Below are 22,773 nucleotides of genomic sequence, written 5' to 3'. Positions count from 1 at the left end.
CAAGACATTCATACGGATTTTCTGAGGCCGCTGGCGCAAGCCTTACAATGCCGCCCATGTCGAACGAACCGCAAAAGCTGGAACTGCTGGCGCCGGCGCGCGATGCCGACTTCGGTATCGAAGCCATCCGCCACGGCGCCGACGCCGTCTATATCGGCGCACCGGCCTTCGGCGCACGTGCTGGCGCCGCCGCCTCGCTGGCCGACATCGAACGTCTGGCGGGCTTTGCCCGCCGTTTCAACGCACGCACGCTGGTCGCGCTCAACACCATCCTTTACGACGACGAACTGGAGACGGCGCGCAAGCTCGCCTGGCAGATTTTCGACGCTGGCGCCGATGCCCTGATCGTCCAGGACATGGGCCTGCTCGAACTCGATCTGCCGCCGATCGCCCTGCACGCCAGCACGCAGACCGACATCCGCACACCGGAAAAGGCGCGTTTCCTGCAGGACGCCGGTTTTTCGCAGCTGGTGCTGGCGCGCGAACTGACGCTGGCCGAAATCCGCGCCATCGCCGACGTCACCGAGGTGACGCTCGAATTTTTCGTGCACGGCGCGCTGTGCGTTTCCTTCAGCGGCCAGTGCCATCTCAGCCATGCGCTGAGCGGCCGCAGCGCCAACCGCGGCGAATGCGCGCAGCCTTGCCGCCTGCCGTGGACGCTCGCCGATGCCGACGGCCGCGTGCTGGCAAAAGACACGCATCTTCTCTCGCTCAAGGACAACGACCAAAGCGCCAACCTGCGCGCGCTGATCGACGCCGGCATCCGTTCGTTCAAGATCGAGGGGCGGCTGAAAGACCTCGCCTACGTCAAGAACGTCACCGCGCACTACCGCCTGCAGATCGATGCGCTGCTCGACGAGATGGGTGTTGGGACGGCCGGCAAAGCAGCGCAAGACTCGTTGGCGTTTCGCCGCGCCTCGTCCGGGCGCAGCGTCGCCGCGTTTACGCCGCAGCCGGAAAAGACCTTCAACCGCGGCCGTACCGATTATTTCCTCAACGGTCGCCAGACCGGCATCGCGGCTTTCGCCACACCGGGCTTTGCCGGCGAAACGATCGGTCAGGTCGTACGCGTCAATCGCGACAGCGTCGACGTGAGCGTCACGGTGCCGCTCGCCAACGGTGACGGTCTCTCGTTTTTTCACAGCGACGGCAGCCTTGGCGGACTGCGCGTCAACCGCACCGAACGCAGTGCCGGCGCCAGCGGACAAAACGGCAACTGGCGCATCTGGCCGGCGCCGGGCGATGGCGAGGCACTGACGGAACTGCGTCCCGGCCAGGTCCTGCAGCGCAATCGCGACCAGGACTTCGAGCGCGCGCTGCAGAAATCCTCGGCCGAACGCCGTATTCCGCTGCAGATCCGCTTCAGCGAAGCGATCGGGACTGCAGGACAGCCTGCTCCCGGCGCATGTGCTGATCCAGCCACGGTAAACGAAGGCTTCAAGCTGCAACTCACCGACGATGAAGGAATCGGCGTCAGCGTGTTTCTCGCGCACCCCTGGCAGGAAGCCAGCGACAGCGAGCGCGCCGACGCGGCGATCCGCAGTGCGCTGTCGCGCCTCGGCGAGACGATCTACACGGCGGAACGCATCGATATCGAGCTGCCGGCACCACGCTTCATCCCGGCATCGGCATTGAATGCGCTTCGCCGGCAGGCGATCGCCGAACTCGATGCGGCGCGCGAAAGCGCCGCCAAGGCGCGACGCCTCGCCGCCGCCCGGCGCCCGGAAAGCTCGCCGCCGCCACAGTGGCCGCAGGCGACGCTGGACTTTCGCGCCAACGTCGCCAATACCGCTGCGCGCGCTTTCTGGCAGCGTCACGGCGTGAGCACGATCGAAGACGCCTACGAACGCGGCGGCGGCAAGGGCGAGGTAACGCTGATGAGCATGCGTCACTGCTTGCGTTTCAGCTTCGGCGGCTGTCCGCGGCTGCCGGCGGGTGCCGGTCAAGGCAGGGAAACAGCGGGAATCGGCAAGGCGATCGCGAAAGCGGGGGCAACGAACGAAGCAGCGATTTCCGAACGCACAAAACCGCTGCCAACGCTCGGCCGCAAACCGACGCCGCTGATCATTTCACGCGGCAAGCAACGCTTCACGCTACGCTTCGACTGCAAGAACTGCGAAATGCAACTTGTTCGCGAGCGCAACGGCGGCACGGCCGCAAGCGAACGCAGCGACGAGCCGAGCAGCGAACAAACGCCCGAGCGCAAACGTCGCCGCCCGCGCTGAACGCGTTTTGCGGCACCCGCGTCAGTAGTGCGGCGGAATCTCGTCGCGCGCGTTGCGCGGCGCGCCGGCGGCGTTCGCTTCGGCGGTATTGCTCATCTGCCGGTGCAGGTGGCGCAGTTGTCCCTGCAGCAGATCGAGTTGCTGCTGCTGGCGGAAGAGTTCGAGGTTGAGCGTTTCCACCAGATCCTCGGTGGCGGCGAGGCGGATTTCCAGATCGGCGATGCGTTCGCTCACCGCCTCCAGCCCGTCGCTACCCGCTGCCGGCGAATGATCGGCCACCGCTGCCTGCGCCGGAACGACGTTTTCCTGCGTATCTTTCACGAAATTTCTCCTCCCATGCTTGCGCGCCGAACGCAGCACGCGGCCGCTGCCGGCGACTGCGCTACACTGCGCGCTCTCCAAATCAGCCTTTGCCTTGCCTGCCCGGCGAGGCCCGCCCGACGATGACGATGTCCGCCGCCGACCGCCACAGCCTGTTCGAGGATGCGCAGGCACTGCTCGTCGCGCCGCTGTTCATGGCCTTTGCCGTACTGCTCTTCCGTGACGCAGGCCTGCTCACCGGCGGTACCGTCGGCATTGCCTTCCTCATCCACTACGTCTACGACTGGCCGATGGGCGCCGTCGTCTTCATCATCAACCTGCCCTTCTACGTCTTCGCGCTGCGTGCGCTCGGCCGCGCCTTCACCATCAAGACCTTCATCGCCGTCAGCCTGCTCGCCGCTTACACCGAGTTGATGCCGCATCTGGTCGAAGTCTCGCGGCTCGACCCGCTCTTCGCTGCGCTGATGGGCGGTTTTCTCGCCGGCATGAGCATGCTCATGCTGATCCGGCACAAGGCGAGTCTCGGTGGTGTCAGCGTGCTGGCGATCTACCTGCAGCAGAAGCGTGGCTGGCGTGCCGGCCACCTGCAGATGGCGGCCGACGTGCTGATCGTCGGTTGCGCCTTGCTGGTGCGCGAACCGCAGGCCGTTGCGCTATCGATCGTCGGCGCGCTTGCCCTCAATCTGGTCATCGCCGTCAATCACAAATCCGGGCGCTACATGGGCGTCTGAAGCCTCGCTGCTGTCGGCAGCCGCGTCGGCGTTCGCCTGTGCGGCAAGGGCTTCGGCACGCGCCGCTTTTTCCTTCGCCTTCTCCGCGGCCGCGACGCGACGCGCCTCGGCCTGCGCTGCCACTGCCGCAGCGGCCGCTTCGAGCATCGCCGCGCGCGTCTGCGGCGTTTCCAGGCTGATGCGGCCGAGAACGCCGTCACGGTAGTCCTGCAGCAGCACGAATGCCGCCTTGTCGAAATCGGCGTCGCCGCCCTTCAACCGGAAACCGCGCCGCCTGGCGACCGCTTCGATGACGCCGACTGCGTCGAGGCCTTCCACCGGAAAACCGTAGCGCGCGGTCAGCAAGGCGGCATAACGCGCCAGCAGCAGGTCGCCAAGGAAGCACGACACCTCGATGTCAGAAAAGGCGTTGCGGCCGATCGAATGGCTGGCCGCCAGCATCAGGCCGTCGCCGGGGTGTTCGATCTTCGGCCAGAGCAGCCCCGGCGTGTCGACAATGGTCCGCTTCTGCGGCAGATCGTAGGTGGTAAGCGCCTTGGTGATCGCCGGCTCGTCGCCGACGGCGGCAACACGCCGTTTGACCAGCGCGTTGAGCAGCGTCGATTTGCCGACGTTGGGAACGCCCATGATCATCATGCGCAGCGGCTTCAGCAGACTGTCGCGGTGCGGCGCCAGTGCCTGACACAGCGTCGGAATACGCTGCGCCTCGCCGGGCTTGCGGCACGACAACGCGACGGCGTGCACGCCGTCCATGCGGTTGTAGTGGTCGAGCCAGGCGCGCGTCGCCGCCGGATCGGCGAGATCGGCCTTGTTGAGAATCTTCAGGCAGGGTCGCTGCCGGTGCTTGCGCAGTTCGTGCACCAGCGGATTGGTGCTTGCTTCGGGTAGGCGCGCATCGACGACCTCGATGACGACGTCGACACCTGCCATCGCCTCGGCGGCTTTCTTGCGCGCCGACGCCATGTGACCGGGAAACCACTGGATTGCCATGAGAATGAGCGGATTTATACAAAACGCTGTCGTGAATAGTGCGCCATTATCCGCGATCCGGCGGCTCGCGGGCGAAGCAAGCGTGGCGATCAACGTCAGTCGGGGCTCTGCGCCGGGAGCGCACACCGGCCACGGGCAACGCCTGCGGTAGAATGTCCCGCAGCAAAGATGGCGGCACCGGCACATCGGCAGCCACCGTTTTCCACCTTCATACCTCGCCGGCAGCGCTGGCGGGAAGCCACAGTCGCATCGAGGTCAGCCTTGCCGAGCACTCCCCCCATTCCGGAAATCCGCCCCGAGCAGTCGGTCGAACTGCTCAAGGAACTGCACATCCTGACGCGCGACGGCAAGCTCAACCAGGACAGCCGGCGCAAGCTCAAGCAGGTGCAGCACCTCACCGGTTTCATCGCGCCGCTGCTCGGTGAGTGTTTTGCCGGCAACGACGATCCGGTGCTGGTTGATCACGGCGCCGGCAAGTCCTACCTCGGCTTCATCCTCTACGACCAGTTCTTCAAGGCGCGCAGCGGTGGCCGCGTCGTCGGCGTCGAAACACGCGAGGAACTCGTCGACAAGTCGCGCGCGCTGGCGTCGCGACTGGGTTTCACGCGCATGGACTTTCACGCGCTCTCGGTCGAAGAAGCGATTGTCTCGCCGGCCTTGCCGGCGCAGGTGGACATCGTCACCGCACTGCACGCCTGCGATACCGCCACCGACGACGCGATCCGCTTCGCGCTGGCGCGGCGGGCGAAGTTCGTCGTGCTGGTGCCCTGCTGCCAGGCCGAAGTGGCCGCCGCGCTGCGCCAGAACAAGGCGGCCGCACTGGCGCGCAGCCCGCTTGCCGAGCTGTGGCGCAGGCCGCTGCACACGCGCGAGTTCGGCAGCCAGTTGACCAATGTGCTGCGCTGTCTGCAACTCGAAGCCGCCGGCTATCAGGTGACGGTGACCGAGCTGACCGGCTGGGAGCATTCGCTGAAGAACGAATTGATCGTCGCCCGCCACACCGGCCAGCGCCGTGGCGACGCCGCCGCACGTCTCGACTGGCTGCTCGCCGAAGCGGCTATCGAGGAACTGCGGCCGCGATTCGTTGCCGCAGGGGCTGACTGAAATCACCCGGAACGAGATCGCGAATGGACACCTGGATCACCCGTTTTGCCGCCCTGCTCTGCGCCGTCGGCGCCATTGCCCTGTACTGGAGCTTCGGCATGTTCGTCGCCATCCCCTGGCACGAGGGGCGAATGCTGGCGTTGAGCGCAGTCGAAATGCAGGTTGTCGCCATCCCGCTCGTTACCGGGCTTGCCGTCGGCTGGGGCGCGCTGCATCTTTTCTCGCTCGCCAGCGACGAGGAAAACCTGCAGCGGCGGCGCGCGCGCCTGGCTGTCTTCGCACTGGTCGCTCTGGCGGCGATCGCGGGAGGGCTGTCCTGGACGCTGGCGCGCGTCGTTTCCTGAAAACTCCGGGCAAGCGCCTGCGCCGGCCAGCGCAGCGGCGCCGCGCCGCTGGCCGCAAACGCCGTCTGGGCATACCCTCCGCGCACAGGCATTCCTGTGGCAAACCCGCCCACTTTTTCGAGGAGACCGTCATGTCCGGAAACGCGATACCCCACCAAGCTTCAACTTCACTCCCGTTGCTCGCGCTCGCCGTTGCGCTCGCCTTGCCTGGCGGCACGGCCTTCGCCGCCGACGCGCCGCTCCGCAAACCGGGCCTCTGGGAAATCATGACCCGTTCCGACAACATTCCGGGGGCCGGCATCGCAATCCAGCAATGCATCGACCAGAACACCGACAACCTGATGCAGCAACGGGCAAAAAACGAGAAAACGGACTGTAGCGTGATGGACCTCAAACGCGCCGGCGAGCGGGTGACGCTGCACGCCGTGTGCAAGGTCGAAGGTTCGACGGTGACGACCGACGCCACCTACCTCGGCAATTTCGAAGCCGGTTACAAGGGCGACATGCGCAGCCGTTACAGCCCACCGTTGCAGGGAATCAGCGAGACGCACATGACACAGGAAGCGCGCTGGCTCGGCGCGTGCAAGCCCGGCCAGAAACCGGGCGATGTGATCATGCCCAACATGGGCTCGATGAACCTGAACGAACTGATGAAAGACCCGCGTGTGCAGGAAGCAATGAAGCGGCATGGCGCCAACTGAGCACACCGGCGGGCCCGCAGGAAATATTTCTTAACAGGAAGATCGGCCTGAGGCGTCCGGGGTTTCGGGCGAGGTCGCTATACTTGCTCGCCATGCCCTACACCTCCCGCCGCGCCCTTCCGGCGCACTGCCCGCTGAAGCTCACCCTCGCCGTTATCGGCGCCTTCGCGGCACTGAGCATCGCTGCTGTGCCCGGGGCCCGGGCGAACGGCTTCGATCCCTTCCCGGTTGCTGCGCTGACGCCCCCTCCTGCAGCTGCCAGCAACGGACTGCCCTGCCAGGAACCCGCCGCCGAGCACGCGCTGTCACTGGTCAATGTCGTCGACGAAGCGCTCTGCCACAACCCGCAGACGCGCGAAGCCTGGGCCACCGCGCGCTGGCGCGCGGCGCAGGTCGGCGTGGCGCAGGCTGCCTGGCTGCCGACGCTGGCGGCGACGCTGAGCGCCAGCCGCATACGTCCGGACACCAGCCTTGCGCGCGAGGACTACAACCAGCAGAAAAGCGCGCTGACGCTGTCCTGGCTGCTCTGGGATTTCGGCGGACGCTCGGCAACGCTGGAAAGCGCGCGCCAGCTCCTCGCCGCCGCCAGTGAAACGCAGAGCAGCACGCTGCAGTCGGTCTTCCTCGCCGCAGTGCAGGCGTTCTACCAGGTGCATGCCAATACGGCGGCGCTCGCGGCGACGCGCGAATCGGAGCGCGCCGCCGGCGAGAGCCTGCGCGCCGCCGAAGCGCGCTACCGCATCGGTACGGGAACGCCGGCCGACCGCCTGCAGGCGCAAACCGCCTATTCGCAGGCGACACTCGCGCGCATCAGCGCCGAAGGCAGCCTGCAAACGGCCTACGGCACGCTGGCCAATGTCATCGGTCGCGACGCGCAGCGCGCGCCGCCGCTGGCGCCGGTGCTCGACCCGGCGCCCGACGCGCGTTTCGAGCGCGACGTCGGCGCGCTGATCGACGAAGCGCGCCGCCAGCGCCCCGACCTGCGCGCCAGCGAGGCGCAATTAGCTTCTGCCGAGGCCGACATCGCGGCGGCGCGTGCCGCCGGCCTGCCGACGCTATCGCTGGTCGCCGCCGCCAACAACACCGACAGCAGCCTCGGCTCGACGACGCGCGACGGTTCGCTCGGCGTGCGCGTCGACATTCCCGTCTTCTCCGGTTTCGCCACGCATTACCGCGTGCGCAGCGCCGAAGAACAGCGCGCGATCAAGGCGGCGCAGCTGGAAAAAACCCGCCTGCAGGTCAGCCTCGACGTCTGGAACGCCTACCAGAACCTGGTCACGGCAACGCAGTCGGTGAAAAGCGCTGCTGACCTGCTGGCCAGTGCCGAACAGTCGGCGCGCGTGGCGCGTGGCCGCTACGAAGCCGGCGTCGGTACGCTGATCGAATTGCTCAACGCGCAAAGCGCACTGGCCAGCGCGCGCCTGCAGGATGTGCAGGCCAAATTCGCGTGGCGCACGGGTCGCGCCACGCTGGCGCAAGCCATCGGCGTGCTCGATGGCAGTCTCTTGCAACTGCCGCCAGCCGCTGCCGGCAATCTGCCGGCAGCTGAACCGATACTGCCGGCCACCCCGCTGACCGACACGAAAGTCAGTCCATGAACGCCAAGCTGAAGAAACCTCTTGCCCTCGGGCTCGCCGCAGCCCTCGTCGCCGTCGCCGGCTATTTCCTCATCAAGGAAGCCAACGCGCCCAAGCTTGAGGAGCGCTACCGTCTGCAGGCGGTCGACCGCGGCGGCATCCGCCAGACCGTCTCGGCCAACGGCACGCTCAACCCGGTGACGCTGGTCAGCGTCGGTACGCAGGTCTCGGGAACCGTGCGCAAGCTTTACGTAGATTTCAACAGCAAGGTCGAGAAAGGGCAGGTTCTCGCCGAGCTTGACGATGCGCTGCTCTCGGCGCAGGCGCGGCAGAGCGCCGCCAACGTGCAGGCCGCCGCGGCCTCGCTCGACCTCGCCGTCGCCAACGAAAAGCGCATGGCGTCGCTGCTCGCGCCGGAATACGTCTCGCGCCAGGAGTACGACCAGTCGCTGCAGGCGCTGCGCGCCGCACAGGCGCAACTGGCGCTGACGCGCGCGCAAGCCGACAAGGACCGCGCCAACCTGGCCTACACGGTGATCCGCTCGCCGGTGTCGGGCGTCATCGTCGCGCGCAGCGTCGATGTCGGCCAGACCGTCGCCGCCAGCTTCCAGACGCCGACGCTGTTCCAGATCGCGCAGGATCTGGCCAAGATGCAGATCGATTCAAGCTTCGCCGAAGCCGATATCGGCGCCATCCGTGTCGGCCAGGCGGTACGCTTCAACGTCGACGCCTTCCCGAGCAAGAGCTTCCAGGGCGCCGTGCGCCAGCTGCGCCTGAATCCGACGACGCAGCAGAACGTCGTCACTTACAACGTCGTCGTCTCGGTCGACAACCCCGAGCAGATCCTGCTGCCGGGGATGACCGCCTACGTCAGCATCGGCGTTGCCGAGCGCGACGACGTGCTGCGCGTGCCCAACGCCGCGCTGCGCTTCCGCCCCGGTGACGCCGTGGCCAAGGCCGAGACGCCGGCGGACAAGTCCGCCGCGGGTGCCGGCGCCGGTGGCCGCAACGGTGGCGAGGCGCCGACCGGCAAGCGCAAACGCGACGGCAGCAGCGGCACTGTCTACGTAATCCGCGAAGCTCGCCTGCAAGCGGTCAGCGTCGCTCTCGGCATCACCGACAACCGCTTCACCGAGGTGCTCGACGGTGCGATCGCCGCCGGCGACCAGGTGGTGATCGGCGACGCGCTGCCAGCCGGCGCCAGCGGACCACCGAAGAGCGTCGGCATGAGGATGTTCTGATGTCCGACACGGTCATCCGCGTCGAAGCGCTGTGCAAATCCTACGACACGGCCGCCGGCCCCTTTCCGGTGCTCAAGGAAGTCGACCTGGCGATCGCTGCCGGCGAGTTCGTCGCCGTCATGGGCCCCTCGGGCTCGGGCAAGTCGACCTTCATGAACATCCTCGGCTGCCTCGATCGCGCCAGCAGCGGACGCTACCTGCTCGACGGGCGTGACGTCGCCACGCTCGACCGCGACGCACTCGCCGCCCTGCGCGGACGCACCATCGGCTTCGTCTTCCAGGGCTTCAACCTGCTGCCGCGCATGTCGCTCGAGGACAATGTCGCGCTACCGCTCGTTTATGCCGGCGTCGAGCGCGACGAGCGACGCCGGCGGGCGCGCGAACTGCTCGCCAAGGTCGGGCTCGAAACTTACGCCGCTTCGCTGCCCAACCGCATTTCCGGCGGTCAGCAGCAGCGCGTCGCCATCGCCCGCGCGCTGGTCAACCGGCCGCGCCTGATTCTCGCCGACGAGCCGACCGGCAACCTCGACAGCCACACCAGCGAGGAAATCATGGCTTTGTTCACGGCCTTGAACGACGAGGGTATCACCGTCGTCCTCGTCACCCACGAACCGGACATCGCGCAGTTCGCCAGCCGGCAGGTACGCTTCCTCGATGGCCGCATCGTGCACGACGGACCGACCGTGCACACGCCCGCCACGGAGCCCGCGCCATGCTGAGCGCGATGCTCGGCGAAGCCTGGCGCGCCATGGGCGCCAACCGGCTGCGCACCTTCCTCACCATGCTCGGCATGATCATCGGCGTCGGCGCCGTCGTGCTCATGCTCGCCGTCGGCCAGGGCGCGCAGTACGCCGTCAGCCAGTCGATCAACACCATGGGCAGCAACCTCTTTATCGTCCTCGCCGGCCCGCCGAGTTCGGGCGGCGTACGCTCGGCCAGCGGCGGTGGCGCCACGCTGACGCGCGCTGACGGCGATGCCATCGCCGAGCTGCCGGGAATCGACGTCGTCGCACCGGTGCACTCCGGTTCAGCGCAGGTGGTTTACGGTCCGAACAACTGGAACACTTCGGTCTTCGGCACGACGCCCGACTACCTCGAAGCGCGCTCGTGGACCGTTGCTGAAGGCGATGCCTTCACCGATTCGGACGTGCGCGCGGCGACACGCGTGGCGCTGATCGGCAAGACGGCGGCGAGCAACCTGTTCGGCAGCGAAAGTCCGGTCGGCAAGACGCTGCGCATCAAGCAGACGCCTTTCGTCGTTCTCGGCGTGCTCGCCAGCAAGGGACAGAGCCTCGACGGCCGCGACCAGGACGACACCATCATCGTCCCGATCACCAGCGCACAACGCAAGCTGTTCGGCACGCCCTTCCCCGGCGCCGTGCGCATGCTGATGATCAAGGCCAGCTCGGCGGAGGCGATGCCGAGCACCGAGAAGGCGATGGTGGCGCTGCTGCGCCAGCGCCACCGCCTGCGCGAAGGCGCCGACAACGACTTCATGCTGCGCAACCTGACCGCCATCGCCGATTCGGCGGCGGAGACGACGCGCATCATGTCGCTGCTGCTCGGCGCCATCGCCTCGGTCAGCCTGCTCGTCGGCGGCATCGGCATCATGAACATCATGCTCGTCTCGGTGACCGAACGGACGCGCGAGATCGGCATCCGGCTGGCCATCGGTGCGCGTGAACGCGATGTGCTGCTGCAATTCCTGCTCGAAGCGATCATCATCTCGCTGGCCGGCTGCTTCATCGGTCTGTTCGTCGGCATCGGCGGCGCGCTGCTGGTGAACGCACTCACCGACACAGCGGTGATCATCTCCGGCAGCGCCGGGCTGATCGCCTTCGCCGTCGCCGCCGGCATCGGCATCTTCTTCGGCCTCTACCCGGCGAAGAAGGCCGCGGCGCTCGACCCGATCGAAGCGCTACGCTATCAGTAACCCGCGCGAGGACATTCCTGCATGCCGCTTTACCGTTTTGGCGATCAACGCCCGCAAGTCGATCCGCAAACCTGGATCGCCCCTGACGCCGTGCTTATCGGCGACGTCCGTCTCGGCCGCAACGCCTCGGTGTGGTGGAAGGCCGTGCTGCGCGGCGACAACGACCCGATCACCATCGGCGAGGACAGCAACATCCAGGACGGCTCGGTGCTGCATACCGACATCGGCGTGCCGCTGACCATCGGCCGCGGCGTCACCATCGGCCACCGCGTCATCCTGCACGGCTGCACCATCGGCGACGGCGCGCTGATCGGCATGGGCGCCACCGTGCTCAACCGCGCGCGCATCGGCGCGCAGAGCATCGTCGGCGCACACGCGCTGATTGCCGAAGGCAAGGAATATCCGGAACGCTCGCTGATCGTCGGCGCCCCGGGTCGCCTGATCCGCCAGCTGAGCGAGGAAGAAGCCGCGGCGCTGGCCAGCGGCGCCGCGCACTACATCGAGAAATGGCGGCGCTGTCTCGGCGAACTGGAGCGGCTAGCGGATTGAATCGCGCGCTGCACGGCGCGAACAGTCGAATGCGGCAAGACTCGTCGCTCCTTGCTCAGCACGCCCGCAGAAGTGCAGGCGCTGCGACCAAACGGACGCCGGAGCGGAAGCCCGCCCCGCTATCGCCCGTTATCGTCAGGTTTCAGCGACCGGTAACCAGCACCGCCGAGCGCAGATCGCGCAGGATCTTCTGCATACCCTTGCGCGCGGCAAGGTTGAGAACGATCGGCGAGCGCGTGTTGGCACCAATGCGGCCACCGTCGGCCTCATTGCGATAGATGATGACGACTACCGCCACATCTTCAACGGATTGACCGTCGAGCCCGAGTAGCGCCGAATCTTCCGGCGAAAGCTCGATGCGGTATTCGAGATCGATCATTTCCGGGGTAACGATCGGAAAACTGACGCTGACGTCGTCAAGCGACTGCAACCAGAATACCGTCGGCTTGCCTTCTTCATGAAAGACCTTGAAGCGGCGAAAGTCCTCGAAGCCGGCAATGCCTTGCGGAAACTCAAAAATGGTCTGGGGATCAACCGGAACGTTTTTCAAGCCAAGGCGTTCGATGTCAATTTCCATATTTCGTCCTCTCTGATGATGATCACGGGCCACGACATGCCTCCGTCCCGAACTGGAGCCCGCCGCCAGCTGCTCAACTCACCCGTTGGCAAGCGGGTGGCCGCCATCGGCGACACCCCGCATGTCTTGTGGTAAAGCAGCCAGCACGGTAACTTGTGCCCGCTAATGTACCCCGAAGGGAAGCCTTGCGGTAAGCCATGGATGCCAGTTCGATAAACGTCTTTCTGCTCGCCAGCACCCTCGTCTGCGCCATCGCCGCCGCCCTCCTTCTTGCCCGCAACCGTCAGCTTGCCGGCCTGCTGGCGCTGCGAGGGCAGAAGCAAACCGGCGCAACCAACGCTGACTCGTTGACTGCCGCACTGCTCGCCAGCGAGGAACGCCACGCCAAGACCTTTGCACTGCTGCCGGAAGTACTGTCGGTCAGCGATGTCGAATCGGGTCTGCTGATCGAGGTCAACGAGGCGTGGACGGCAACCAGCGGTTTCTCGCGCGCAGAAGCCATCGGCCGCACCTCTGCCGAGTTGGGCTTGTGGTGCGACGAAGGCGACCGCCTGGAACTGCTTGCGCAACTGCGCCGAAAGGGCAAGGTCGTCGACCACGCCGTGTCAATGCGCCACAAGAACGGCAACATCATTCGCTGCGAGATGAGTGGCGAAATTTTTTCGGTGCAAGGACGCAGTTTCCTCCTGATGATGACGCGCGACATCACCGCGAGGCTGGCCGTCCTGGCAGCGCAGCATCAGGCCGAGGCAGCCTTGCGCGAAAGTGAAACCAAGTTCTCGCGTGTGTTCCAGTTATTGCCCGATCTGGCGATGATCAGCGATGCCGACAGCGGCATGCTCATCGACATGAACGAACAGTGGACGCCGATGACCGGCTGGACACACGCCGAAGCGATCGGTCGTTCGTCGCTCGATATCGGTTTCTGGGCCAGTCCCGCAGATCGCCGCGAAGTCATTCGCGAACTCGCGGAAAAGGGCCAGATCCAGCGCCACGACATCCGTCTGCGGCGCAAGAACGGCGAATTGTTCATCGCCGAATATTCGGGACGTTTCTTCAGCGCCGGCGAGCACCGCTACCTGATCTCCCTGATCGCCGATGTCAATGCACAGCGGCTCGGCGAACTCGAACGCCTGCAGGCACTGGAAGCAAAAGCCGCCTCCGAGCGCAAGCTGCGTGCGATATTCGACCAGGCTTTCCAGCTCATCGGCACGCTTTCGCTTGACGGAATCCTGCTCGAAGTCAATCAGGCGGCACTGCGTCTGGTCGGCGCCGAAGCGGCCGCGGTGCTCAGTCAACCTTTCTGGGAAGGTCCATGGTGGCGACACGATCCGGAGAAGCAGCGCTGGCTGCGCGATGCGATCCGGCTGGCTGCGAACGGTGAGGATGTCCGTGCCGAAGTGCTCAGCATCGATGCCGACAAGCAGCTGCGCCAGATCGACTTTTCACTGCGCCCGCTGCGCGATGACGCCGGCCGGGTAAGCATGCTGATCGCCGAAGGGCGTGATATCACGGCATTGAAACGGACCAGCGGGGCGCTCGCCATTTCCGAGGCGAAGTTCGCCGGTGCCTTCAAGGCCAGCCTCGACAGCATGACGATCAGCCGTCTCGATACGGGGATATTCATCGAAGTCAACGAGGCTTTCGAGCGGATGACCGGGTGGCCGCGCGACGAAGCCGTCCAGCGCGACGCCTTCGATCTTGGTCTGTGGCCGTTTCCCGAAGAACGCGAGCAGCGTCTGGCGATGCTGCGGAAACAGGGTTTCGTGCAGGAGTTTCCCTGCCGCACCCGACTGCGTAACGGCGAAATACGCAACTGCATGGGCAATGCGTCGATCATCCACGTCGTCAACGACCGGGGCGAACAGGAAAACTACCTCCTCAGTGTGATGCGCGATGTCACCGAGCAGAAACGTGCCGAAGAACATCTGCGTGAAAGCGAGCGCAAGTTTTCGCTGATCTTCCGCCTGTCGCCACAACCCCTGGCAGTTGCTGGAATGACGCATGGCCGTTACATCGACGTCAACGACGCCTGGGTCGACACACTCGGCATCGCCCGCGAAGACGCCATCGGCCACACGGCGAGCGAACTCGGTCTCTGGGCAAGTACCGACGATCGCGCCCGCCTGCTTGAGAAGCTCGAGCTGCAAGGCAGTGTCGACCGCTTTGCCTGCGCCTATCGCTTGCGCGACGGCACACTCATGCACTGCCTGACCTCCGGCCGCGTGTTCAGCTTCCGTGGCCAGAAGCGCGCCATCTTCAGTTTTACCGACGTCACGCTGCAAAACGAGGCGCGGCAGCGTATCGAGGATATCAACGAGACGCTCGAACAGCGCGTCAGCGAACGTACCGCGGCGCTTGAGGAAAGCTACCGCGAACTGGCCACGGCGCTCGATTCCCTGAAGCTGACGCAGGCGGAGCTGTTCCGCGCCGAAAAGATGGCGGCACTCGGCGCGCTCGTCGCCGGTGTCGCGCACGAGCTCAACACACCGATCGGCAACGGCGTCACCGTCGCCAGCACGCTGGCTGAGCGTACACGCGAATTCGTCGCCGAAATCGGCAGCGGTGGCCTGCGCCGCTCGACGCTGAACGACTTTGTCGACACGGCAAAGACGGCGTCCGAACTGTTGTTGCGCAATCTGGCGCAAGCCAGCGAACTGGTCACCAGCTTCAAACAGGTGAGCGTAGACCAGAGCAGCGAACAGCGGCGCAGCTTCGATCTGGCGACGGTGATCGAAGAAGTCGTCGCCACGCTGCTACCGAATCTGCGCAAGACGCCCTACCGCATCGAACTGACCCTTGCCGCCGGCATCACGCTCGACAGCTACCCGGGACCGCTCGGCCAGGTGATCAGCAACTTCATCAACAACGCCGTGCTGCACGCCTTTGAGGGACGCGACAGCGGCCACATGCGCATTGAAAGCCACGAGCTCGATGACGGCACGGTCGAGATCGTCTTCAGCGACGATGGCGTCGGCATCGTGGAAGAGAACCTGCGCCGCATCTTCGATCCCTTCTTCACCACCCGGCTCGGGCGCGGTGGCAGCGGGCTCGGGCTGCATATCGTGCACAACATCGTCAGCGGCACGCTTGGCGGCCGCATTACCGTCGACAGCCAGTCTGGCGCCGGTACGCGCTTCACGCTGACGCTGCCCAGCGCGGCGCCCGCAGCAAAGGCAACACCGACAGCCGGCGGCAGGCTGCCCGGCGCCGCTTGAGTTTTACCCCCCGATTCTGCATAGTTCGCCCCTTTTCAGGAACACCCCGCCCGATGACGATTGCGCTCGAACGCCGCCTTGCCGAAGAACTCGGCTGCCAGCAACGACAGGTCGCCGCTGCCGTCGCCCTGCTCGACGAGGGCGCCACCGTTCCCTTCATCGCGCGCTACCGCAAGGAAGTCACCGGCGGCCTTGACGACACGCAACTGCGCCTGCTCGCCGAACGCCTCGTTTACCTGCGCGAACTCGAGGAACGGCGCACGGTGGTCCTCGCCTCGATCGAAGAACAGGGCAAGCTGACTCCCGAACTGGCGAGTGCGATTGCCGGCGCCGACAGCAAGCAGCGTCTCGAAGACCTCTACCTGCCGTTCAAGCAGAAGCGCCGCACCAAGGCACAGATCGCGCGCGAAGCCGGCCTCGAGCCGCTCGCCGACGCGCTGATCAAAGACCCGACACTGGTACCGGAAGACGCTGCCGCGGCCTACCTCAACGCCGAAGCCGGCTTTGCCGACGCCAAGGCCGCGCTCGACGGCGCGCGCCAGATCGTCATGGAGCGCTTGGCCGAAGACGCCGAACTCCTTGGTGCGCTACGCGAGCGCCTCGCTGACAAGGGCGTCGTGCGCAGCAGCGTCGTTGCCGGCAAGGAAGTCGAAGGTGCCAAGTTCCGCGACTATTTCGACTACAGCGAAGCGCTCGGCGAAATCCCCTCGCACCGCGCACTGGCGCTGTTCCGCGGCCGCAACGAAGGCGTTCTGCAACTGGTGCTGCTGCCCGAAGCCGAAGCGCCGGTCAGCGAGAGCAGTGAAGGCAGCGCGCGTTCCGCCAGCAGCCCCGGCGAACTGCGCATGCTCGGCCTGATCGCCGCGCACGCCGGCGTGCGCGACAGTCTCGGCAGTACTGCCCGCGCCGCCGACCGCTGGCTGGCCGAAACGGTGCGCTGGGCCTGGCGCATCAAGATCCAGCCGCACCTCGAACTCGAACTGATGGGCGCGCTGCGCGAGCGCGCCGAGGAAGAAGCGATCCGCGTCTTCGCCAACAACCTGAAAGACCTGCTGCTCGCCGCGCCGGCCGGCCCACGCGTCACCATGGGCCTCGACCCCGGCATCCGCACCGGCGTCAAGGTCGCCGTCGTCGACAGCACCGGCAAGCTCGTCGACACCGCCACCGTGTATCCGCACGAACCGCGGCGCGACGTCGAGGGTTCGCTGGCGACGCTGGCGGCACTGGCGAAGAAGCATCGCGTCGAACTGATCGCCATCGGCAACGGCACCGCCAGCCGCGAAACCGACCGTCTCGCCGGCGAACTGATCCGCCGCCTGCCCGAACTGCACATGAGCTCGATCGTCGTCTCCGAAGCCGGCGCCTCGGTCTATTCGGCGTCCGAATTCGCCGCGCGCGAATTCCCCGAACTCGACGTCAGCCTGCGCGGTGCCGTCTCGATCGCCCGCCGCCTGCAAGATCCGCTCGCCGAACTGGTGAAGATCGACCCGAAATCGATCGGCGTCGGCCAGTATCAGCATGACGTCAGTCAGACGAAGCTAGCGCGAACGCTCAACGCCGTCGTCGAGGATGGCGTCAACGCCGTCGGCGTCGACGTCAATACGGCCTCGGTACCGCTCTTGGCGCGCGTTTCGGGGCTCAACGCCACGCTCGCCGCCAATATCGTCGCGCACCGCGACGCACACGGCGCTTTCCGCAGCCGGCGGCATCTCGCCGACGTGCCGCGGCTCGGCGACAAGACTTTCGAGCAGGCCGCCGGCTTCCTGCGCATCAACGACGGCGACGAGCCGCTCGACGCGTCGGCGGTGCACCCGGAAGCCTACCCGCTGGTCGCGCGCATCCTCGCCGAGGTGAAGAAAGGCGTGCGCGAGCTGATCGGCGATACGCGCCTGCTGCGCTCGCTGACGCCCGAGCGCTTCGCCGACGAGCGCTTCGGCGTGCCGACGGTGAAGGACATCCTCGGCGAACTGGAAAAACCCGGCCGCGATCCGCGCCCCGAATTCAAGACGGCGAGTTTCCGCGACGGCGTCGAGCAAATCGCCGACCTGACGCCGGGCATGATCCTCGAAGGTGTCGTCACCAACGTCGCGAACTTCGGCGCCTTCGTCGATATCGGCGTGCACCAGGACGGGTTGGTGCACATCTCGGCACTGTCGAAAACCTTCGTCAAGGACCCGCGCAGCATCGTCAAGGCCGGCGACGTGGTCAAGGTGAAAGTGCTCGAGGTCGACCGTGCGCGCAAACGCATCGCGCTCACGATGCGTCTCGACGACCAGCCGGGCGCTGCCGGTGGCGACGCTCGCGGCAGTTCGCGTACCGATTCGCGCCCGCCACCACGCAGCGACGCGCGCACGGCGCCACGCAAGGACGGGCGTGCGCCAGCAGAAGCGCCACATGCCGGCGGCGCCATGGCGGCAGCGTTCGCACGACTGAAAAACTGAGTCGTCGCAACGCCCTCCGCTCGCCGCCAGCGCCCTTCTCCCTGCTCGTCCGCAAGCAGCATCGCCACGCCCACCCCAGCCATGCAGCCTGACGTTCCGATCATGGCCATGATGATCTCGGTCGCCGCGTTGACGATGAGTGGAGCGATGCTGTGGCTGACGCACGGGCTGGGCAGTGAAGGCCTCAAGCAGTGGGGCTGGGGCCTGTTCACCTACGCCGTCGCGCTGCCCGTCCTCACCTTGCGACCGATGGTTCCGGAACCGCTATCGATCGTCGCCGGCAATACGCTGCTCGCTGGCGCCGTCTCGCTGATGCTGTGGGGCTACTACCGTTTCCTCAAGCTGCCGGCAAACCGCTGGCTGATCATCGGTCCCGTGCTGCTGACGACCCTGTGCATGCTGGTCTTCATCGACCAGCTCGCCGCGCGCGTCATCGCCAATGGCCTCATCTCCGGAACCCAGGCACTGCTCATGGGCGTGATCGTCTATCGGCACCGTCAACTGACACCGGGGCGTGGCTACCAGCTGCTGCTCGCCGGCTGTTGCATCGGGGTGACGATCTTCTATGGCCGCTTCATCACCGTCGGTAGCGGCGCCGTCACCCACATCGACAGCCTTGGCGCCCACCTGCTGCAGACGCTGAGCTTCGTCGGCTCGCTGGCCTCGGTAATGCTCGATTCGCTCGGCTTCATCGGCATGATCAAGGAGCGTGCCGACGAACGCAACCGGCGTCTGGCGATGTTCGACGAACTGACCGGAATCGCCAATCGGCGCGCGATTCTCGACGAATTCGGCAAACGCTTTTCCGAAGCACTGCGGCACCGGCTGTCGCTATGCGTGCTGATGATCGACGTCGACCATTTCAAACAGGTCAACGACAACTACGGCCACCAGGCCGGCGACCGCGTGCTCAAGGCCATCGCCGAAGCGATCGGCACGCGCCTGCGCACGCAGGACAGCGTCGGTCGGTATGGCGGCGAGGAGTTCATGGTCGTTCTGCCCAATACCAGTCATTCTTGCGGAATGCTCGTTGCCGAAAAACTGCGTTGCAGTATCCGCTCGACGCCGATCGATATCGACGGCAGAACACTCACGCTGAGTGCAAGCATCGGCGTTCTCGGCTCGCCGATCACTGCCGGCAGCACGGTCGACGCGATGATCCGTGCCAGCGACGCGGCGCTCTATCGCGCCAAAAGCCTCGGCCGCGATCGTGTCGAGCAAGGCGTGCTCGACATGAGTCAGACATAACCGGCGGCAAGGGCCGGCCCGCCGTGCAGGCGCCCGGCCGGAATACAATTGCCGGTGCTGATGCGGCGCTCGTCATCGACCCACTGGACCGCTCATGAACGAATCGAGTTACTGGCTGCTGCGTTGCGAGAACCGCATTTTTGCGATGGATTCGCAGTCTCCGGCGACGCTCTTCCCCTGCGCACAAGCAGCAGACTTCGGTTCACCCGCAGGCGCCTTGCTGGTCGGCGAGTGGCAGGGCCGTCGCTGCTACGCGGCCGATGTCGCCAGCGCACCGGCGCATCTGGCCGGAGACTGGCGCACCTTGCGCGCGCTGTTCGGCCAGGGCGGCGGCGAAGCCTTTGCGCTGGCGGGGCGCGCCACACAATTGCTCGACTGGCAGAACAACCATCGCTTTTGCGGCCGTTGCGCGACGCCGACGATCGTCAGGGACGGCGAGCCGGCGATGTGCTGCCCGCGTTGCGGTCTGCTCGCTTATCCGCGCATCTCGCCGGCGGTGATGGTGCTGATATCCCGAGGCAACGAACTGCTGCTGGCACGCAGTCCGAATTTCAGGCCCGGTGTCTTCAGCGCGCTGGCGGGCTTTGTCGAGGCGGGCGAAACGCTCGAGCAATGCGCCGTCCGTGAAGTCCGCGAAGAGGTCGGCCTCGAGATCACCAATCTGCGCTACTTCCACAGCCAGTCGTGGCCCTTCCCCAACTCCTTGATGCTGGCCTTCTTTGCCGATTACGCCGGCGGGGTGATCACGCCACAAGCCTCGGAAATCGAGGCTGCCGACTGGTTTGCCGTCGACGCACTGCCCGACCTTCCCGATCAGCTCAGCATTGCCCGCCAGCTGATCGACGCCTGGTGCCGGGAGCGCGGTGGCCAGGGCGCGAGCTAGCCTGCACAAACTTTATGTTCGGCAGCGCACAGACCCGGCACGGCAAGAAGCCGACGATAACGACTTCCAGAAACGGCGCCCGCCACGAATGACGGGCGCGGATTCTGCCCGCGCCGCGCGCGTCAGTTCCGGAGTCGAGATGAATCGCAACACTGTAGTGCTCTCAGCCTTGGCGATTTCGCTATTGCTGGCCAATCCGGCATTCGCCGATGGCCCTGAACGCGGGAACACCCGCGGACACGGCGATCAGGGACAAGGGCGCAACCCAGGTCGCGACCAGCCGCACAATCGTGGCCATGACGCGCAACGCCAGCCAGCACACGAAGCGCAACGCGGCTACGAGCAGCGGCACGGCGGACCGGGAGCCGGACCGAATCACAGCTTTTATCGCGGCGAACGCCTGCCGAACGAATACCGTCACCGCAACTACGTGATCAACGACTGGCGCGATCACCGGCTGCACGCCCCGCCGCGCGGCTACCACTGGGTGCAAACGGGGCCTGACTACCTGCTGGTCGCGATTGCCAGCGGCATCATCACCGAGGTCTTGCTGCACCACTGATTGCTTGCCGAGCAACGATCGCTTCACCGTTTCGCTGCCCGACGCAGCGCTCTGCACCACGCACACTCATCAAGGAGAAATCATGAACACGACACGACGCGCATTCCACAAGGCCATTCTGGTCGCCACCGCCGCATTGTCGCTGGGCGCTCTCAGTTTCGAGGCCGTCGCCGCTAGCGCCGAAGATCTGAACAAGGATGCCGCGCAGGCATTGCAGACGCTGTACAAGACAAATCCTGCCGCCGAAGGGCTGGCCAAACGCGCCAAAGGGATTCTGGTTTTCCCGAAAATCATCAAGGCCGGGCTGGTCTTTGGCGGCAGCTATGGCGAAGGTGTGCTGACCAAGAATTCCGAAGTCGCCGGCTACTACAACTCCGTTTCGGCCTCCTGGGGCTGGCAGGCGGGCGCCGAGTCTTACGGCTACGTCGTCTTCCTGATGAGTGACAAGGCAGTGAAGTACCTCGACAAATCGAAAGGCTGGGAAATCGGTTCCGGGCCGTCGGTGGTGGTGATGAACGAAGGCGCCGCCAAGAACCTGACCTCTTCGACGCTGAAGGACGACGCCTATGCCTTCATCTTCGACCAGCAGGGCTTGATGGCCAGCCTGAGCATCGAGGGGACGAAGATCTCGCGCATCCAGCGCTGATCTGCAGAAGTCCGGCCGTCAGGCGGCCGCTTCTTGCCCGGAACACAGCGGCCAGACCACGGAATTCCCGTGTGTCTGGCCGTTCCCGTTGGGCTCGCCGCATCGCCTGCGGCGCATCGAGCGCAGGCCATGGCAGTCATCGGCGGTGCGCTATGATCAAGGCATCGGTAGCGATTCCCCGGGAGCGAATCTGTGCGCTGCGGCGTCGAATTCGAATATCTGCTGATCGACACCGCAGGCCCGCAGGCGGGACGCATCCGCAATTTCGCCAATCTTCCGTTCGCTGAAATCAGCGAGCTGCTAGCCGAAAAGCCGGGCCGTGACGAGCCCGGACTCGCCACCGGCGATCTCGGTATCAAGAGCGGCTACTGGTACGTCGAAGGTGACGAGCGTTTTCACGCTGACGGGCGTTTCCGCACGCTCGCAGTCAAGGGCGTGGAAATCCGCACACCGCCGGCCGGCAGCGTGCCGGAAGCGCTTGGCCGGCTGCTCGCCATCGAGAGGCAACTGTCGGCGCTTCTCGCCAAACATGATCTTGGTCTGGCCATCGCCGGTTTCCACCCGCTCATCGCTGCCTACCCGTTCGATCCGCCGCTGAATGCCTGGGAAGTCGAGCTACGCAGCCGCAACCGGGCCTACGACGGCTCACATATCTCAACGCTCAGTTATGGCCCGGACATCAACCTGTCGATGCCGGAATGGAGCACCGTGCAATGCCTCGATGTGGCGCGCAAGCTCAATTGCTACGCGCCGTGGATCATCCCGTTCAGCTTCAGCAGCCCCTTCTTTGCCGGGGATGTCTGGCCCGGCTGCTCGAAGCGGACCTTCGAACGCGCGCCGTTGCGGCCGGCGGTAAAACTCTTCCTGGCAGCGCCTGAACTGGCGGCGCTCGGCAACATTTCCCGGCTGATTCATCCGGTCCGCCTGCCCGGCGAGGCTGGACGCATCGAGTTCAAGGCGTTTGACGCCATGCCATCGCTGGAGACTTTGCGCGCCTGCTGCCATCTGCTCGAAGGCATCTGCCTGGCGAACGACCTGCCCGGACGCAGCGAAGAAGTTGACCTGGCCCGGTATCGGCGCGGCGCGCTCGTTGGATTCACCGACGCAGCAGTCCGTGCCGTCGCCAGCGACATTCTGCGCAAGGCAAGAAGCGCGCTGCTCAAGAGCGGCGATGTTGCCGCCGCCGGATCACTGATCGCGCTCGAAACAATGCTCGTCGAACAGCGCACACCGGCGGATGACTTGCTCGATGCCTACCGGCAAAACGGCCTGATGCTCAAGCCCGGCGGTTTAGCCTGAAACCTGCCTGCATTGCGCCGAAGCGGAACGCAGCTGCCGGCCTCGCCGGCAGTACGGCGGCGCGCGCTGCTGCCTGGCCGAGCGCCAACACTGGCAGATGGCTCGCGGAGCCGGAGTTCGCACCTCACCGGCGCGACGAAAGACGCTGGATTTTTTTCACCGGCCGAATACGCTGGAATAGAA

Annotated in this window: 19 protein-coding genes and 1 pseudogene; 17 read left to right on the top strand and 3 right to left on the bottom strand. The window is 65.7% G+C overall.

Annotated features, from left to right (window positions below):
- Positions 1-47 precede the first annotated feature (47 nt).
- Complete coding sequence (locus tag GGD90_RS11450) at positions 48-2,225, top strand: peptidase U32 family protein (protein WP_221227748.1); 2,178 nt, start codon at positions 48-50, stop codon at positions 2,223-2,225.
- A gap of 21 nt (positions 2,226-2,246) precedes the next feature.
- Here the strand turns inward: GGD90_RS11450 and GGD90_RS18055 are convergent, their stop codons facing one another.
- Positions 2,247-2,546 (bottom strand): SlyX family protein, encoded by a 300-nt coding sequence (locus GGD90_RS18055; RefSeq protein WP_228273735.1) that lies wholly within the window; start codon positions 2,544-2,546, stop codon positions 2,247-2,249.
- A gap of 122 nt (positions 2,547-2,668) precedes the next feature.
- On the opposite strand from GGD90_RS18055, the gene GGD90_RS11440 reads away from it, so the two are divergent.
- The gene (locus tag GGD90_RS11440; RefSeq protein ID WP_184415135.1) at positions 2,669-3,277 is read left to right on the top strand and encodes a YitT family protein; all 609 of its coding nucleotides are present in this window, start codon (positions 2,669-2,671) and stop codon (positions 3,275-3,277) included.
- A 102-nt stretch (positions 3,278-3,379) separates the two neighbouring features.
- On the opposite strand, the pseudogene ylqF reads toward GGD90_RS11440, so the two are convergent.
- Positions 3,380-4,267 (bottom strand): annotated as a pseudogene (gene ylqF / locus GGD90_RS11435) (ribosome biogenesis GTPase YlqF); the annotation flags it as partial.
- Positions 4,268-4,528: 261 nt separating this feature from the next.
- On the opposite strand from ylqF, the gene GGD90_RS11430 reads away from it, so the two are divergent.
- From GGD90_RS11430 to GGD90_RS11395, 8 genes are all read left to right on the top strand, one after another.
- Positions 4,529-5,371: a class I SAM-dependent methyltransferase gene (locus GGD90_RS11430; protein WP_322741715.1), complete on the top strand. Its 843-nt coding sequence runs from the start codon at positions 4,529-4,531 to the stop codon at positions 5,369-5,371.
- Positions 5,372-5,394: 23 nt separating this feature from the next.
- Positions 5,395-5,715, top strand: coding sequence for a hypothetical protein (locus GGD90_RS11425; protein WP_153116937.1), 321 nt, complete (start codon positions 5,395-5,397; stop codon positions 5,713-5,715).
- A gap of 131 nt (positions 5,716-5,846) precedes the next feature.
- The gene (locus GGD90_RS11420) at positions 5,847-6,416 is read left to right on the top strand and encodes a DUF3617 domain-containing protein (RefSeq protein WP_153116938.1); all 570 of its coding nucleotides are present in this window, start codon (positions 5,847-5,849) and stop codon (positions 6,414-6,416) included.
- A gap of 92 nt (positions 6,417-6,508) precedes the next feature.
- Entirely contained in the window at positions 6,509-8,014 is a 1,506-nt protein-coding gene (locus GGD90_RS11415; protein WP_153116939.1) for a TolC family protein, read from the top strand.
- Entirely contained in the window at positions 8,011-9,234 is a 1,224-nt protein-coding gene (locus GGD90_RS11410) for an efflux RND transporter periplasmic adaptor subunit (protein WP_153116940.1), read from the top strand. The genes GGD90_RS11415 and GGD90_RS11410 overlap by 4 nt, the downstream gene beginning before the upstream one ends.
- Complete coding sequence (locus tag GGD90_RS11405) at positions 9,234-9,953, top strand: ABC transporter ATP-binding protein (RefSeq protein ID WP_153116941.1); 720 nt, start codon at positions 9,234-9,236, stop codon at positions 9,951-9,953. Before GGD90_RS11410 ends, GGD90_RS11405 begins: the two co-directional genes overlap by 1 nt.
- Positions 9,947-11,167, top strand: a complete 1,221-nt coding sequence (locus GGD90_RS11400; RefSeq protein WP_153116942.1) for an ABC transporter permease — start codon at positions 9,947-9,949, stop codon at positions 11,165-11,167. Before GGD90_RS11405 ends, GGD90_RS11400 begins: the two co-directional genes overlap by 7 nt.
- Positions 11,168-11,188: 21 nt before the next feature.
- On the top strand, positions 11,189-11,716 hold the full coding sequence (locus tag GGD90_RS11395; protein WP_153116943.1) for a gamma carbonic anhydrase family protein: 528 nt from the start codon (positions 11,189-11,191) through the stop codon (positions 11,714-11,716).
- 142 nt (positions 11,717-11,858) lie between these two features.
- On the opposite strand, the gene fliW is transcribed toward GGD90_RS11395, so the two are convergent.
- Complete coding sequence (gene fliW / locus GGD90_RS11390; RefSeq protein ID WP_153116944.1) at positions 11,859-12,293, bottom strand: flagellar assembly protein FliW; 435 nt, start codon at positions 12,291-12,293, stop codon at positions 11,859-11,861.
- A 197-nt stretch (positions 12,294-12,490) separates the two neighbouring features.
- Here fliW and GGD90_RS11385 point away from each other — a divergent pair, with 197 nt between their 5' ends.
- The 7 genes from GGD90_RS11385 (at position 12,491) to GGD90_RS11355 (ending at position 22,590) form a co-directional block, all read left to right on the top strand.
- Positions 12,491-15,511 (top strand): PAS domain-containing sensor histidine kinase, encoded by a 3,021-nt coding sequence (locus tag GGD90_RS11385; protein WP_153116945.1) that lies wholly within the window; start codon positions 12,491-12,493, stop codon positions 15,509-15,511.
- A gap of 53 nt (positions 15,512-15,564) precedes the next feature.
- Positions 15,565-17,952, top strand: coding sequence for a Tex family protein (locus GGD90_RS11380; RefSeq protein WP_153116946.1), 2,388 nt, complete (start codon positions 15,565-15,567; stop codon positions 17,950-17,952).
- A 102-nt stretch (positions 17,953-18,054) separates the two neighbouring features.
- On the top strand, positions 18,055-19,200 hold the full coding sequence (locus tag GGD90_RS11375; protein ID WP_184415133.1) for a GGDEF domain-containing protein: 1,146 nt from the start codon (positions 18,055-18,057) through the stop codon (positions 19,198-19,200).
- 94 nt (positions 19,201-19,294) lie between these two features.
- On the top strand, positions 19,295-20,083 hold the full coding sequence (gene nudC / locus GGD90_RS11370) for an NAD(+) diphosphatase (protein ID WP_153116948.1): 789 nt from the start codon (positions 19,295-19,297) through the stop codon (positions 20,081-20,083).
- A gap of 139 nt (positions 20,084-20,222) precedes the next feature.
- A complete protein-coding gene (locus GGD90_RS11365) occupies positions 20,223-20,645 on the top strand; it encodes an RcnB family protein (protein ID WP_153116949.1) in 423 nt (140 codons plus the stop codon).
- A gap of 82 nt (positions 20,646-20,727) precedes the next feature.
- Positions 20,728-21,291 carry a lipid-binding SYLF domain-containing protein gene (locus GGD90_RS11360; protein ID WP_153116950.1) on the top strand — a complete coding sequence of 188 codons (564 nt, stop codon included), beginning with the start codon at positions 20,728-20,730 and terminating at the stop codon, positions 21,289-21,291.
- A gap of 192 nt (positions 21,292-21,483) precedes the next feature.
- Positions 21,484-22,590: a glutamate--cysteine ligase family protein gene (locus tag GGD90_RS11355; RefSeq protein ID WP_153116951.1), complete on the top strand. Its 1,107-nt coding sequence runs from the start codon at positions 21,484-21,486 to the stop codon at positions 22,588-22,590.
- The last annotated feature ends 183 nt before the right edge of the window (positions 22,591-22,773 follow it).

Origin of the sequence: Rhodocyclus tenuis, assembly GCF_014197755.1 — a bacterium.
Lineage (GTDB): Bacteria > Pseudomonadota > Gammaproteobacteria > Burkholderiales > Rhodocyclaceae > Rhodocyclus > Rhodocyclus tenuis.
Note: the sequence above shows the minus strand (reverse complement) of the source record. Positions and strands in the feature narration are given on the sequence as shown.